The 13,468-nt window shown below is 71.9% G+C and carries 16 protein-coding genes; 11 read left to right on the top strand and 5 right to left on the bottom strand.

Annotation, left to right across the window (positions count from 1 at the left end; genetic code table 11):
* Positions 1–65: 65 nt before the first annotated feature.
* The 5 genes from mrf to QRY02_RS15160 all read left to right on the top strand — a co-directional run bounded on the left by mrf (position 66) and on the right by QRY02_RS15160 (position 3,466).
* Positions 66–1,316 (top strand): ribosome hibernation factor-recruiting GTPase MRF, encoded by a 1,251-nt coding sequence (mrf, locus tag QRY02_RS15140; RefSeq protein WP_285992153.1) that lies wholly within the window; start codon positions 66–68, stop codon positions 1,314–1,316.
* Positions 1,313–1,567 (top strand): type B 50S ribosomal protein L31, encoded by a 255-nt coding sequence (locus QRY02_RS15145; protein ID WP_285992154.1) that lies wholly within the window; start codon positions 1,313–1,315, stop codon positions 1,565–1,567. Before mrf ends, QRY02_RS15145 begins: the two co-directional genes overlap by 4 nt.
* Entirely contained in the window at positions 1,567–1,716 is a 150-nt protein-coding gene (rpmF, locus tag QRY02_RS15150; protein WP_285992155.1) for a 50S ribosomal protein L32, read from the top strand. The genes QRY02_RS15145 and rpmF overlap by 1 nt, the downstream gene beginning before the upstream one ends.
* Positions 1,713–2,765, top strand: coding sequence for a GTP-binding protein (locus QRY02_RS15155; protein ID WP_285992156.1), 1,053 nt, complete (start codon positions 1,713–1,715; stop codon positions 2,763–2,765). Before rpmF ends, QRY02_RS15155 begins: the two co-directional genes overlap by 4 nt.
* 131 nt (positions 2,766–2,896) lie before the next feature.
* Positions 2,897–3,466: a hypothetical protein gene (locus QRY02_RS15160; RefSeq protein ID WP_285992157.1), complete on the top strand. Its 570-nt coding sequence runs from the start codon at positions 2,897–2,899 to the stop codon at positions 3,464–3,466.
* Between the two features lie 5 nt (positions 3,467–3,471).
* Here the strand turns inward: QRY02_RS15160 and QRY02_RS15165 are convergent, their stop codons facing one another.
* On the bottom strand, positions 3,472–3,768 hold the full coding sequence (locus tag QRY02_RS15165) for a hypothetical protein (RefSeq protein ID WP_285992158.1): 297 nt from the start codon (positions 3,766–3,768) through the stop codon (positions 3,472–3,474).
* 144 nt (positions 3,769–3,912) lie between these two features.
* Between QRY02_RS15165 and QRY02_RS15170 the strand changes: the two genes are divergently transcribed.
* Genes QRY02_RS15170 through QRY02_RS15185 form a run of 4 tightly spaced genes read left to right on the top strand, consistent with a single transcriptional unit; the run spans position 3,913 to position 7,038 of the window.
* On the top strand, positions 3,913–4,347 hold the full coding sequence (locus QRY02_RS15170; protein WP_285992159.1) for a MarR family winged helix-turn-helix transcriptional regulator: 435 nt from the start codon (positions 3,913–3,915) through the stop codon (positions 4,345–4,347).
* Positions 4,344–6,017, top strand: a complete 1,674-nt coding sequence (locus QRY02_RS15175) for an MFS transporter (protein ID WP_285992160.1) — start codon at positions 4,344–4,346, stop codon at positions 6,015–6,017. Before QRY02_RS15170 ends, QRY02_RS15175 begins: the two co-directional genes overlap by 4 nt.
* Positions 6,014–6,754 carry a dienelactone hydrolase family protein gene (locus QRY02_RS15180; protein ID WP_285992161.1) on the top strand — a complete coding sequence of 247 codons (741 nt, stop codon included), beginning with the start codon at positions 6,014–6,016 and terminating at the stop codon, positions 6,752–6,754. The genes QRY02_RS15175 and QRY02_RS15180 overlap by 4 nt, the downstream gene beginning before the upstream one ends.
* A gap of 11 nt (positions 6,755–6,765) precedes the next feature.
* Entirely contained in the window at positions 6,766–7,038 is a 273-nt protein-coding gene (locus tag QRY02_RS15185; RefSeq protein WP_285992162.1) for a DUF6295 family protein, read from the top strand.
* Between the two features lie 42 nt (positions 7,039–7,080).
* On the opposite strand, the gene QRY02_RS15190 is transcribed toward QRY02_RS15185, so the two are convergent.
* The 4 genes from QRY02_RS15190 to QRY02_RS15205 form a co-directional block, all read right to left on the bottom strand.
* Positions 7,081–8,499, bottom strand: coding sequence for a pyridoxal phosphate-dependent decarboxylase family protein (locus QRY02_RS15190; RefSeq protein ID WP_285992163.1), 1,419 nt, complete (start codon positions 8,497–8,499; stop codon positions 7,081–7,083).
* On the bottom strand, positions 8,486–9,799 hold the full coding sequence (locus tag QRY02_RS15195; protein ID WP_285992164.1) for an MFS transporter: 1,314 nt from the start codon (positions 9,797–9,799) through the stop codon (positions 8,486–8,488). Before QRY02_RS15195 ends, QRY02_RS15190 begins: the two co-directional genes overlap by 14 nt.
* Before the next feature lie 123 nt (positions 9,800–9,922).
* On the bottom strand, positions 9,923–10,948 hold the full coding sequence (locus QRY02_RS15200; protein WP_285992165.1) for an LLM class F420-dependent oxidoreductase: 1,026 nt from the start codon (positions 10,946–10,948) through the stop codon (positions 9,923–9,925).
* Positions 10,949–10,957: 9 nt separating this feature from the next.
* Positions 10,958–11,884 carry an oxygenase MpaB family protein gene (locus QRY02_RS15205; protein WP_285992166.1) on the bottom strand — a complete coding sequence of 309 codons (927 nt, stop codon included), beginning with the start codon at positions 11,882–11,884 and terminating at the stop codon, positions 10,958–10,960.
* Positions 11,885–11,971: 87 nt separating this feature from the next.
* Here QRY02_RS15205 and QRY02_RS15210 point away from each other — a divergent pair, with 87 nt between their 5' ends.
* Together QRY02_RS15210 and QRY02_RS15215 are read left to right on the top strand one after the other, a co-directional pair.
* Positions 11,972–12,562: a TetR/AcrR family transcriptional regulator gene (locus QRY02_RS15210; protein ID WP_285992167.1), complete on the top strand. Its 591-nt coding sequence runs from the start codon at positions 11,972–11,974 to the stop codon at positions 12,560–12,562.
* 58 nt (positions 12,563–12,620) lie between these two features.
* Positions 12,621–13,406, top strand: a complete 786-nt coding sequence (locus tag QRY02_RS15215; protein WP_285992168.1) for an IclR family transcriptional regulator — start codon at positions 12,621–12,623, stop codon at positions 13,404–13,406.
* Positions 13,407–13,468: the final 62 nt, after the last annotated feature.

Raw genomic sequence — 13,468 nt, forward strand, 5'->3', positions numbered from 1 at the left:
TTGATAGTGATTTTCATTGTCATCTACTCTACGCACCGTACCCCTCCCGTATTCCTGGAGCCGCAGTGACCCCTCACCCCCGCGTTCCGCTCGTCCTCGTCAACGGGCTCGCCGCCGGCCCGAACGCCGAGCTGGCCGAGCTGCTGCGCGCGACGGCGCCCGGCACCGCCGTCGTCCACCACGACCTGCGCGAGATCCGCTCCGGCGTCGTCCGCCGCCGGCTGCGGCTCGGCGAGTGCGACGAGCTGACCGTGCTCGAGCTGGCCCACGGCTGCGTGTCGTGCACCCTGCGGGAGGACCTGCTCCCGTTGCTGCGGCAGCTGGCCCGGCGCCCGGAGGTGAGCCGGATCGTCGTCCGGCTCGACGAGGCCATGGAGCCGGAGCCGGTGAGCTGGGCGATCCGGAACGTCCTGGTCGGCGGTCACCCGGTGAGCGACGACGTCGACCTGCGGGCCGTCCTCACCGTCGTCGACCGCGCGACCTGGCTCGCCGACGCGACCGGCGACGACGAGCTCGCCGACCGGAACCTGCAGGGCAGCCCCGAGGACGAACGGACGGTCGCCCAGGTCGCGCTGTCGCAGGTGGAGTTCGCCGACGTCCTCGTGCTGGCCGGCGCGGCCGCCGACGCGTGGAGCGCCGCGAAGGCGTCCGCGGTGCTCGACCGGGTGGCGCCGTCCATCCCCCGGGTCGAGCTCGCCCGGGTCGACGGCCACCGCGTGCTCGACGCGGTTCCGGCGGACGCCCGGCGCGGCGAGGTCACCGACATGCACGGCGCCCTGCTGCGCGGCGAACCGCCCCTGTACGGCGACTGCGGCATCGCCCTGCTCACCTTCACCGCGCGGCGGCCGTTCCACCCGGAACGGCTGCACGACGCGCTCGACGTGCTGCTCGACGGCGTCGTCCGCACCCGCGGGCGCGCGTGGGTGGCCAGCCGGCCCGACGTCGCGTTCTGGATCGAGTCGGCGGGCGGCGGGCTGGGCCTCGGCCACGCCGGGCCGTGGCTCGCGTCGCCGGACGGTCCGGAGTGGACGGACGTCTCCCCCGAGCGCCGCACGCTGGCGTCCCTGCGCTGGGACCCGGTGCACGGCGACCGGGCCCAGGAGCTCGTCGTCGTCACCGACCAGGCGACGCCCGACGAGGTCGCGGCCGCCCTGCGCGGGGCGCTGCTCACCGACGAAGAACTGGCGGCCGGTCCCGAAGCGTGGGCGCACTACCCCGATCCGTTCGGCGACTGGCACGAAGAACCGTGCGAGGACACCGAAACCGACCCGGCGCGGCACGACGCGACCGCGGCCAACCGAAAGGAAGACCAGTGAAACCCGGCATCCACCCCGACTACCACCCGGTGGTGTTCAAGGACTCGTCGACCGGCGACGCCTTCCTGACCCGCTCCACCATCACCTCCGAGAAGACCGTCGAGTGGTCCGACGGAAACACCTACCCGCTCGTCATCGTCGACATCAGCTCGTGGTCGCACCCGTTCTGGACCGGCACCCAGCGGATCATGGACAGCGCCGGCCAGGTCGAGAAGTTCCACCGCCGCTACGGGAAGCGGGGCACCCGCTGATGGCCGTCCCCAAGCGCAAGATGTCGCGCAGCAACACGCGATCCCGGCGGGCTCAGTGGAAGGCCGCCGTGCCCGACCTGGTGCCGATCAAGGTCGACGGCAAGGTCCAGCTCGTCCCGCGCCGGCTGATGAAGCACTTCCACTCGTGAGCGTTCCGGTCACGGTCTTGTCCGGCTTCCTCGGCGCGGGCAAGACGACACTGCTCAACCACATCCTCGCCAACAAGGCGGGACTGCGGGTCGCGGTGATCGTCAACGACATGAGCGAGGTCAACATCGACGCCGCGCTGGTCCGGTCGCAGGAGCGCCTCGTGGAACTGACCAACGGGTGCATCTGCTGCACCCTCCGGGAAGACCTCCTGGAGGAGGTCGCGGCGCTGTGCGCGGACGACCGCTTCGACCACGTGCTCATCGAGTCGAGCGGCATCTCCGAACCGATGCCGGTGGCCGCGACGTTCACGTTCCTGGACACGGTCGCCCACCTCGACACGATGGTGACCGTGGTGGACGCGGCGAACTTCGCCCGCGAACTGGCGGCCGGCGACTCCCTGGCGGAGCGCCGGCTGGACCAGTACGAGGACGACGAACGGACGGTCAGCGACCTGCTGGTCGACCAGGTCGAGTTCGCCGACGTCCTGCTGCTGAACAAGACGGACCTGGCCACCGATACCGACCGGCTGGTGGCGACGCTGCGACGGCTCAACCCGGCCGCCGATGTCGTCACGGGCCGCTTCGGGCAGGTGCCGCTGGAGCGGGTCTTCGGAACCGGCCGGTACGACGCCGTCCGGGCGCAGGAGGCACCGGGCTGGGTGGCCGAGCTGAACGGCGACCACGTCCCGGAGACCGAGGAGTACGGCATCTCCAGCGTGGTGTTCCGCGCTTCCCGGCCGTTCGACCCCGCCCGGCTGTGGGATTTCGTCACGCGGCGGCTGGATTCCGGCGAATTCGGAACGGTGCTGCGGTCGAAAGGGTTCTTCGCGCTGGCGTCGCGGCCCGGGGTGAGCGGGCTGTGGTCGCAGGCGGGCACGGTGGCCCGGTTCGAACCCCAGGGCGTGGCGGCCGAACCGCGGCAGGAACTGGTGTTCATCGGCATCGACCTGGCGGGCGACGCCCTCCTGGCCGCGCTCCGGGACTGCCTCGGCGAGGTCGCCACGGGACCGGACCCGTTCCCGGAATGGGAGCCGGTCCAAATCCATTGACCGCGGCGGAAGAATGACGGCATGGACGGGCGGGGATATCTGGAGAAACTGATTTCCGACGGCCTGGGCGCAGGCCGGGGCAGCCGGAGGGCGGCAGGCGAAGTTCTCTCGATCGGCAGAAGATCCGCGGGGTGGCGATCGGCCTGGTGGCCGCGGGGGCTCTGCGGCAGGAGGACGCCGACCGGATCCTCGCCGACCTGGACGAGACCCTGCGGCGGTCCGGCCGGCTCACGGTCGTGCACGCGGAGGCCTCGGCCTCGACGGCGATTTCGACCGGCGGCGAGGCGGTGGCCAGGCGCGTGGGGACCGAGCGACCCGAGTGGCGGCAGGCGATCGAAGAGCCGCCGGCACCGGTGCTGCGGCAGGTGGTTTCGCTGGCAGGTCGCGTCCTCGAGGTCGGCGCGCTTACGGCGGACCTGGTGAGCCTGGAGGTGTGGTCGACGTTCGTCGTCCTGACCCTTGCGCACGGTGGCGTCGATCCGCGCCGGGTGCGCGAGCACTTCGCCCTGCGGACCCACTGGCGCGGCTGGGACGACGCCGGAACCCAGTACCGGGGCGGCGGGGGTGGCGGGTCCGGATCGCACGGCCTGCTCGTGGAGCGGCGCACGTTCGAACCCGGACCGCCGGCGGAGACCCGGGTGCTGACCCTGGCCGTCGAGTCCTCCGGCGGACAGGCCACCGTCGTGATCCCGCTCGGCTGAACGGGTCAGTGGTCGTCGTAGTGGTCCTCGTGGGTCGCGTGGCGGTGCCCGTCGTGCAGGTAGTCGACGTGGTCGCCGTGGGGCACCGCCACGTGGCCGCAGCCGTCGCCGTGGGCGTGGTCGTGGCCGGTGTGCGGCACGTGGCCGGCGATTTCGCACTCGTCGAAGTGGCCGTCGTGGGCCCGGTGCAGGTGCCCTTCGTGCACGTAGTCGATGTGGTCGCCGTGCGGGACCGCCGCGTGCCCGCAGCCCTCGCGGTGGACGTGGTCGTGGCCGGCGTGCTCGACGTGCAGGATGGTCATCGGGGGGTCCCTTTCCAGGCGTGTCCATTTCGGACGGTAACACCGCGGCCCGGCCACGGTCCGGGCGAAACCTCCCGGCTCACCCGATAGCGGCGCCGGTGCCCGAGTTGATCAACCCAGGTTTATCAGTCTAGGTTGACGATCGTGACCGACGAGGAGCTCCTCCAGGCGAGCGCCGACCTGCGCGTCGCGCTCGGCCGGCTGATCCGGCGGCTGCGCCAGGGCTACGTCGCCGGCGAACCGACCCTGCCTGAACGCTCGGTCCTGTCCCGCCTCGACCGCGAGGGCCCGGCGACCCCGGGCTGTCTCGCCGGCCTCGAACGCGTCAAACCGCAGGCCATGGGCGTCACCCTCGCCGGGCTGGTCGAACGCGGGCTGGTCGAGCGGCGCAGGGACGACTCCGACGGCCGCAAGGTGCTGATGTCGGTCACCGAAGCCGGCGTCAAGCTGCTCACCGACCGGCGCTCGCAGACCACCCGGCAGATGGCGGCCGCGCTGGCCGGGGAGTTCACCGAGGCCGAGCAGCGCGCGCTGCTCGCGGCCATCCCGCTGATCGAGCGGCTGGCGGCCGAGCTGTGAGCTACAAGTGGGTCGCCCTGTCGAACACCACGCTCGGCGTGCTGATGTCCGCACTCGACGGCTCGATCGTCATCATCTCGCTGCCGGCGATCTTCCGCGGCATCGGGCTCGACCCGCTCGCCCCGGGCAACATCGGCTACCTGCTCTGGATGATCCTCGGCTACCTGCTGGTCCAGGCCGTGCTGGTGGTGACGCTCGGGCGGCTCGGCGACATGTTCGGCCGCGTCAAGATGTACAACCTCGGGTTCGTCGTGTTCAGCGCCGCGTCGGTCGCCCTGTCGTTCGACCCGTTCCACGCCGGGGCCGGGGCGCTCTGGCTGATCGGCTGGCGGGTCGTGCAGGCCGTCGGCGGGTCGATGCTGACGGCGAACTCGGCGGCCATCCTCACCGACGCCTTCCCGGCGCGCCAGCGCGGGATGGCGCTGGGCGTCAACCAGATCACCGCGCTGGCCGGGCAGTTCCTCGGCCTGGTCGTCGGCGGGCTGCTGGCCGAGATCGACTGGCGCGCGGTGTTCTGGGTGAGCGTGCCCTTCGGCCTGCTCGGCACGATCTGGTCGATCCGCAGCCTCCGCGAGGTCGGGACGCCGCAGCGCGCGAAGGTCGACTGGGGTGGCAACGTCACCTTCGCGGCCGGGACCGCGCTGGTCCTCGCCGCGATCACCTACGGCATCCAGCCCCACGGCGGTGCCGCCACCGGCTGGGGCAACCCCTGGGTCCTGGGCGGGATCGGCGCCGGCGTGCTGCTGCTCCTGCTGTTCGGCGTCATCGAGACCCACGTCGCCGCGCCGATGTTCCAGCTGAGCCTGTTCAAGATCCGCGCGTTCGCCGCCGGCAACATCGCCGCGTTGCTGACTTCGGTCGCCCGTGGTGGCATGCAGTTCATGCTCATCATCTGGCTGCAGGGGATCTGGCTGCCCCTGCACGGCTACGACTACGAGCGGACGCCCCTGTGGGCGGGCATCCACCTGCTGCCGCTGACCGTCGGGTTCCTCATCGCCGGGCCGGTGTCCGGCTACCTGTCCGACCGGTTCGGCGCCCGGCCGCTGGCCACCGGCGGCCTGCTCCTGGTCGCCGCGGCGTTCCTCGGCCTCCTGGCGCTGCCGGTGGACTTCGCCTACCCGGCGTTCGCCGCCCTGCTCGTGCTGAGCGGCGTCGGCCAGGGCATGTTCGCCGCGCCCAACACCTCGGCGATCATGAGCAGCGTCCCGACCGAGCAGCGCGGCGTCGCCTCCGGCATGCGGGCGACGTTCCAGAACTCCGGGACGTCGCTGTCGATCGGCGTGTTCTTCTCCCTGATGATCGCCGGGCTGGCCACGTCGCTGCCGCAGACGCTGACGGGCGGCCTGCAGGCGCACGGCGTCCCGGCGCCGGTCGCCGACGGTGTCGCGCAGCTCCCGCCGGTCAGCACGCTGTTCGCCGCGTTCCTCGGCAGCAACCCGATCGGGCACCTGCTCGGCCCGGACGTCCTTTCCGGACTGGCGCCGGCCGACCGGACGGCCCTCACCGGCGGCGAGTTCTTCCCCCGGCTGGTCTCCGGCCCGTTCCACCACGGCCTGGTGGTCGTGTTCACCGCGGCCGCGGCGATGGCCGTCGTCGCCGCGATCGCGTCCGCTTCGCGCGGCGCACGGTACGTCCACCCTCTCGAGGAAGCGAAGGAGAACCACCGATGACCGACGAGATCATCGCCGGAACCGTCACCATCACCGGCCACGGCGGGGACGAGCTCGAGGCCTACCTGGCCAAACCGACCGACGAGACCCCGCGTGGCGGCGTCGTGGTGATCCACCACCTCCCCGGCTACGACGCGGCGACGAAGGAGATGGTCCGCCGCTTCGCCGTCGAGGGCTACAACGCGCTCTGCCCGAACCTGTACACGCGGGAAGCGCCGGGCGCGGACCCCGACGACGCGGCCGCGACGGTCCGCGCGGCGGGCGGCGTCCCGGACGACCGCCTGGTCGGTGACGTCTCGGGCGCGGCGGACTACCTGCGCGCGCTGGAGAACGCGAACGGCCGCGTCGGCGTCATCGGGCACTGTTCCGGGGGCCGCCACGCGTTCCTGGCGGCCTGTTCCCTGGAACTCGACGCGGCGGTGGACTGCTACGGCGCGTTCGTCGTCAACGACCCGCCGGAGGCCATGAAGCAGATGAAGCCCCTGCTCGGCCTGACGCCCCAGCTGTCCTGCCCGCTGCTGGGCATCTTCGGCGCCGACGACCAGTTCCCCGGCCCGGACGAGGTGGCCGTGCTGGCGGCCGAGCTGGAAAAGCATGGCAAGGAGCACGAGTTCCACACCTACGCCGACGCCGGCCACGCGTTCTTCGCCGTCGACCGCCCGAGCTACCGCCCCGAAGCCGCGAAGGACGGCTGGGAACGCATCCTCGACTTCTACGCCCGCACGCTCACCGCCTGAGAGGACTCGCCATGTGCACTTACCTGACGGAGAAGTTCGCGCTCGAAGGCAGCGGCAAGGGCGCCCGCGGCTGGTTCCGCCTGAACGAAGGCACCGTGTACGTCGACCACCCGGTGCACGCGCCCTACGCGCACACGGTGAACATCGACTTCCGCAACCCCGCCCTGGGCGCGTCGGCGCGGGTCGCGTTGGAGCTGACCGAAGAGGACGCGCTCGCCTTGGCGGACGCGATCCACGCCGCGGTCAAGTCCGCCCCGGCCGGGTTGGCTTCCCGCACCCAGTAAGCAGTCGTGAGTGGTAAGGCGGGCGGGAACCCGCCTTACCACTTACGACGGCGTGTAGAGGGCGCCCAGGAACTCGAGCAGCAACCGCTCCCGCAGCGGCGCCGGTGCCGTGGCGAGGAGCGCGTTGATCGGCGCCATGCGGTCCGGCAGCCCCGAAGCGCCGCCCAGGCCCGCCGCCGCGAGGAGGCCCGCGAACTGCTCCGCCGTCAGCGTCGCCGGGTCGAGCGCCGCGACGAACTCCGCCACCGCCGCGTCGACGACCACCGGGGCCGCCGACCTGGCCGCGTCCACCGACGCGGCCAAGTCGGTCAGGAACTCCTTCTCGCTGCCGTGGTTGGCCGCCGTCACCGTCAGGTGCAGGTTCGCCGGGGAACTCAGGTGCGCGAACTGCGGCTGGATGTACCAGCCGCGCGCCTTCATCTCGTCGGCCACCGTGAACAGGTCGAAGCCGTCGTCGCCGGTGAACGCGATCAGCGTCGAGACCGGGTCGCCCAGAACCCGCAGGCCCGGTAGTTCCTCGATGCCGGAACGGATCCGGGACACCGCCTCACGAGCGGCGGACGCCAGCTTCAGGTAGCCGTCGGAACCGAGGTGGTTCACCACCGCCCACGCCGCCGCCAAGGGACCGCCCGACCGCGTGCTCTGGATGGTCGTGTTCAGCATCGTGTACCCCGGCCAGGCCGCGCTCGCGAAGTAGTGCGTGCGCCGCAGTTCCGCCGAGGCGTGCAGCAGCACCGACGTCCCCTTCGGGCAGTACGCGTACTTGTGCAGGTCCACCGAAATGCTCGTGACGCCGGGGACGCGGAAGTCGAACGGCGGGACGTCCGCGCCGAGGCGGGCGAAGTACGGCAGCACCCAGCCGCCGATGCAGGCGTCGACGTGCATCCGGACGCCGCGCTCGTGCGCCGCCGCCGCGATCTCGGGCACCGGGTCGAGCACGCCGTGGGCGTACGACGGCGCACTCGCCACGACCAGGACCGTCGAGTCGTCGATCGCCGCGGCCATCGCCGCCGGATCGGCGCGGAAGGTCACCGGGTCGACCGGGACGTCGATGCGACGCAGCCCGAACAGGTGGGCCGCCTTGTGGAACGCCGCGTGCGCGGTCGTCGGGAGCACGATCGACGGCGCCGCGATCCCGGGGTGGGCGTCCCGGGCGGCGAGCACCGCCAGCAAGCACGACTCCGTGCCGCCGGAAGTCACCGAACCGACCACGCCCGGGACGTCGCCGAGCAGCGCGGAGGCCGCGGCGACGAGGTCGTTCTCCATCCGCAGCAGGCTCGGGAACGCCGTCGGGTCCAGGCCGTTGGCCGACGACGCGAGCGCGTGCGCGGCCGCGCCCAGGGAGTCCACTTCGGACAGGCCGCTGTCGTAGACGTAGGCCAGCGTCCGGCCGCCGTGCGTCGGCAGGTCGCCCGCGCGCAGCTCCCGCAGCGCCGCGAGGACGCCCTCAGGCGAGTTCATGGCGCGGCTCCAGCACCTTGCGCCGCAGCAGCGGCAGGGCCAGCGCGATCAGCACGCCGGGGACGATCGACGCCCCGACGAGGATCGCCACGATCGCGCTGTGCGGCTGGTTCGCCGTCGCGTCGGTGCTCGACACGTACCCGCCGGCGGCGAGGATGATCGCCCACAGACCGCCGCCGAAGGCCAGCCCCAGCGTCTCCCCCGCGGTCCACACGCCCGCCGCGATCCCCGCCCGGGTCTCGCCGGTGCGCTCCTCCTCGGCGGTGATCAGGTCGGGCAGGATGGCCAGCGGGAACACCGAAATCCCCGCGTAGCCGACCCCGCACAGCGCCACGAAGACGAACGTGACGACCAGCGGGATCTCCTGGGCGAAGACCAGGCCGAGGAGGCCGATCGCGAAGGCCGCCGTGGCCAGGCGGAAGCCGTTCAGCTTGCCCACCCGATCGCCCAGCCGGGGCCACAGCGGCATGGTGACCAGCGCCGGGCCGACGAAGATGACGAACAGGATCGTCCCGTAGCCCTCGTCGCCGAGGATGCGCTGGGCGAAGAACGGGATCGCGGCGAGCACCGTGCCGATGCCGAGCGCCTGGATGAAGTACGTGCCGAGCAGCCAGCGGAACGGCCGCCAGCCGGCGAGCGTGCGGACCAGCTCCTTCAGGTTCACGGTGTTCGGCCGCAGGGAACCGACCGGCGCGTCCTTGAGCCCGAAGTACACCAGCAGCGTCGCGGCCAGCACGATCAGGCCGATCACCACGGCCATCACCCGATAGCCGGCGACCCCGTCGATCGCCGCGGTGATCGCCGGGGCGCCGCCGCCGCAGATCAGGATCGTCACGGCCAGCACGCCGATGCGGACGCTGGTCAGCTTCGTGCGTTCGGTCGCCGACTCGGTCAGCTCGGCGGGCAGCGCGTTGAACGGCACCTGGAACAGCGCGTACGCCGTCGCGCAGAGGGCGAAGGTGATCGCCACGTACAGCGCGTCCGGCAGCGGGGTCCCGAAGCCGGGGTGGGCGAACATCGCCGCGAACAGGATCGCGACGCCGACGCCGCCGATCAGCAGGAAGCGGCGCCGGCTGCCGGTCTTGATCAGGTCCGCGTCGGACAGCCGGCCGGCGACCGGGTTGAAGAAGAAGTCCCAGGCCTTGGGGACGAAGACGATCGCGGCGGCCCAGCCCGCGGGCACGGCCATGGTGTCGGTCAGGTACTTGACCAGCACGAGGCCGGGGACCGTGCCGAAGGACCCGGTGACGAACGAGCCGAGCGAATAGCGGAACCTCGTCCGGCCGGACAGCGTCGCCATGGTCCTCCTCGAAAACGGCGTACCGGGTGCAGGCCATGAGTATTCGATCTCGGCGCGCACCCGGTAGTGGTCGAGGGGAATCGTGCCATCGTCGTGACCAAGGCCACGACCGGGGCCCGCCGGTCAGCGAAGAGCGCGGGCGATCTTCTCCAGCGTCGCGGCGTCACCGCGCAGGAGCAGCTGGGTGACCACGGTGTCCTCCCAGGCCTTCAGCTCTTCGCGGATCTTCTCCGCCGGCCCGATCAGCGAGGTGTCCTCGACCAGCGACGTCGGGATCGCCGCGGCCGCCTCCTCCTTGCGGCCGGCGAGGAAGAGCTCCTGGACCTCGTCGGCCACGTCGCCGTAGCCGAGCCGCGCGTACACGTCGTGGTGGAAGTTCACGCTCTTCGCGCCCATCCCGCCGATGTACAACGCCAGCGACGGCTTGATCCAGCTCGCCGCCTCTTCGACGTCGTCGTGCACGATCACCGGCAGCGAGCACGGCACCTCGAACGTGGCCAAGGTGTGCCGCGCGCCCGGCCGCGAAAAGCCTTCTTCGAGCGCCGCCTTGTAGAAGTCGTTGCTCTTGGGCGAGAAGAACAGCGGGAGCCAGCCGTCGCCGATCTCCGCCGCGAGGGCCACGTTCTTGGGGCCTTCGGCGGCGAGGTGGATCGGGATGTCCTTGCGCAGCGGGTGCACCGTCGGCTTCAGCGGCTTGCCGAGCCCGGTGCCGCCTTTGAACGGCAGCTGGAAGTGGTCGCCGTCGAGGGTCACCGGCGCCTCGCGGGCGATCACCTGCCGGACGATGTTCACGTACTCCCGGGTCCGCGCGAGGGGCTTCGGGTACGGCTGGCCGTACCAGCCTTCGACGACCTGCGGACCGGACGCGCCGAGCCCGAGCACCATCCGGCCGCCGGAGAGGTGGTCGAGGGTGAGCGCGCTCATCGCCGTCGCCGTCGGGGTCCGGGCGGCCATCTGGACGATGTTCGTCCCGAGCCGGATCCGGTTGGTGGAAGCGCCGTACCAGGCCAGCGGCGTGAACGCGTCCGAGCCGTACGCCTCCGCCGTCCACACCGAGTCGAAGCCGAGCTCCTCGGCCTTGAGGACGGCTTCCAGCGCACCCGGGGTCGGGCCGCTCTGCCAGTACCCGACGTGGAATCCCAGCTTCACGAATGCCTCCTAGACGTTCGGCGCGTAGTGCTCGGGCTTGCCCCGCTCGGACAGCGGCGGCAGGTTCCTTCGTGGAGTCTCGACCAGGGGCGCGTCCACGGCCACCTCCCCGCGCTCGCGGCGCCAGCCTGCGCGGGCTCGCGGGTGGTAGCGGCGGTCGTGCGGGACGAGCTTGAACACGGTGCCGACCAGCTTGCCGAACCGCCGGTGCCGCCGCGCGTCGCGCTCGGTCCAGCGGAAGCCGAGCAGGTCGCGGACCTCGCGGTCGTACAGCCCGATCGTCAGCCACACGAAGTTGCGCGCGATCACCCGCTGGACCGGCCGCCACAGCGCGTCCGGCAGCCGGGGCAGGAACGGCGGCTTGCCGAGCCCGCGGATGTCGAGAACGTCCCGGGTGGCCTTGTTGTCTTCGAGGACGTCGGTGCACATGTGCTTCCAGTAGCGCTGGAAGTCTTCCCAGCTCTCCGGCACGGGCCGCATGGTCATGTCGTACATCCGCCACCACTGGACGTGCTCGTCGAACAGCCGCCGCTTTTCGGCTTCGCCGATGCCGCCCATGAAGTGGTCGGCGATCAGGATCGTGCTGACGAAGAACGTCGCGTGCGCCCAGTAGTAGGTGTCGGGGTCGAGCGCGTGGTACCGGCGGCCCTGCGCGTCGACGCCCTTGATGCGGTCGTGGTAGCCGCGGACTTCGAGGGCGGTCGCGTGGGCGCGCGGGCCGTCGTAGACCACGCCGCCGATCGGGTAGAGCGAACGGAACAGCCGCTGCCAGCGCTCTTCGAAGAACCGCGAGTGCTGCTCGACGCCGGCGCCGAGGCCGGGGTGCATGTTCTGCATGGAACCGGCCCACAGGCCGATCAGCAGGCCGCGCCAGTCGCCGAAGTACTTCCACGTCAGCGAGTCGGGACCCAGCGGCTGGGGGTCTTCCCGGGTCATCGGTGCACTCCTCGTCGAGTCTCGAACTGACTACGGCTGTTGTCAGGCTAGGATCTGACAACAGTTGTAGTCAACCGAGGAGCTGTGATGCCGGGCCGGACCTGGGCGGGCACGACGCTGGACGACCGGAAGGCGCTCCGGCGCGAGCAGCTCGTGGCGGCCGGCCTGGAGCTGCTGGGCACCGAAGGCTCGGCCGGGACGAGCGTCCGCGCGGTGTGCCGGCGCGCGAAGCTGACCGAGCGCTACTTCTACGAAAGCTTCGCCGACCGCGAAGAGCTCGTCGCGGCCGTGTACGAGCACGTCGGCGAGCAGGCGCGGCAGGCGCTCGTCGACGCGGTGCGGGACGCCCCCACGCCGGTCCTCCGGGCCGAGAACGCCGTGCGCGCCTTCGTCGAGCTGATCGTCGACGACCCCCGCAAGGGCCGGGTCCTGCTGCTCGCACCGCTCACCGACCCCGCGCTGACCCGCCGCGGCCTGCACCTGCTGCCGGTGTTCGCCGCGCTGGTCGGCGAGCAGCTCACCCACGGCGACGAGACCGAACGCCGGATGGTCGCCGTGGGGCTGGTCGGCGCGCTGACCAACGTCTTCGTCGCCTACCTCGACGGCTCGCTGAAGGTCTCGCGCGAGCGGCTCGTCGCGCACTGCGTGAAACTCGTCCTCGGCGCCGACGGCCACTGACCCACCTCCCTTGCCCGACCTGCTGACAGTCGCGCGGCGGATCGGGCACACTCAACCCATGCGTACCGCTGGGCGGAACGACGGCGCGAGCGGCGACGGCCTCGTCGCGGCCCGGCTCGCCGCGCTCCTGGAAGCCTTCCGGCCCGGCGACGAGACCCTCGGCGTCTCCGAGCTGGCCCGCCGGACCGGGCTGGCGAAGACGACCGTGCACCGGCTCGTCGGGCACTTGGCCGAGACCGGCCTGCTCGAACGCGAGGCCGGCGCGGTGCGGCTCGGACTGCGCCTGTTCGAGATCGGCCAGCTGGCCTCTCCGCGGCGCGGCCTGGTCGAGGCGGCCCGGCCGTACCTGGCCGACCTTCGCGAGGCCACGCGCAACACCGTCCACCTCGCCATCCTCGAAGGCACCGAAGTGGTGTACCTCGACGTGCTGCGCGGGCCGGACGCGCCGACGCTGCCCTCGCGCATCGGCGGCCGGTTCCCCGCGCACGCCACCGGCGTCGGCAAGGCGATCCTCGCGTTCTCGCCGGAACCGGTGGTGAACCAGGTGATCGACGCCGGGCTGCCGCGGATGAGCGCGCGGACGATCACCGCGCCGGGCCTGCTCCGCCGTCAGCTCACCCGCGTCCGGGAAGACGGGATCGCCTTGGAGCGCGAGGAATCCGGCGTCGGCGTGGTGTGCGCGGCCAGCCCGCTGCTCGACGCCCGCGGCGTCGCGGTGGCCGCGGTGTCGATCTCCGGCTGGGCCAACCGGATGCGGACCGAACGCGTCGCCCCGGCCGTCCGGACGGTCGCGCTCGCGTTGACCCGGACGCTCTCCGGTTCCACTCCGGACAGTCGAAGATAATCCTGCCGGGCAACGGTTTTCCGGCGAATGAGCCGTCCGTGGTCCCGGACGGGACCGGTCGG

This window comes from Amycolatopsis sp. DG1A-15b, assembly GCF_030285645.1.
Taxonomy (GTDB): domain Bacteria; phylum Actinomycetota; class Actinomycetes; order Mycobacteriales; family Pseudonocardiaceae; genus Amycolatopsis.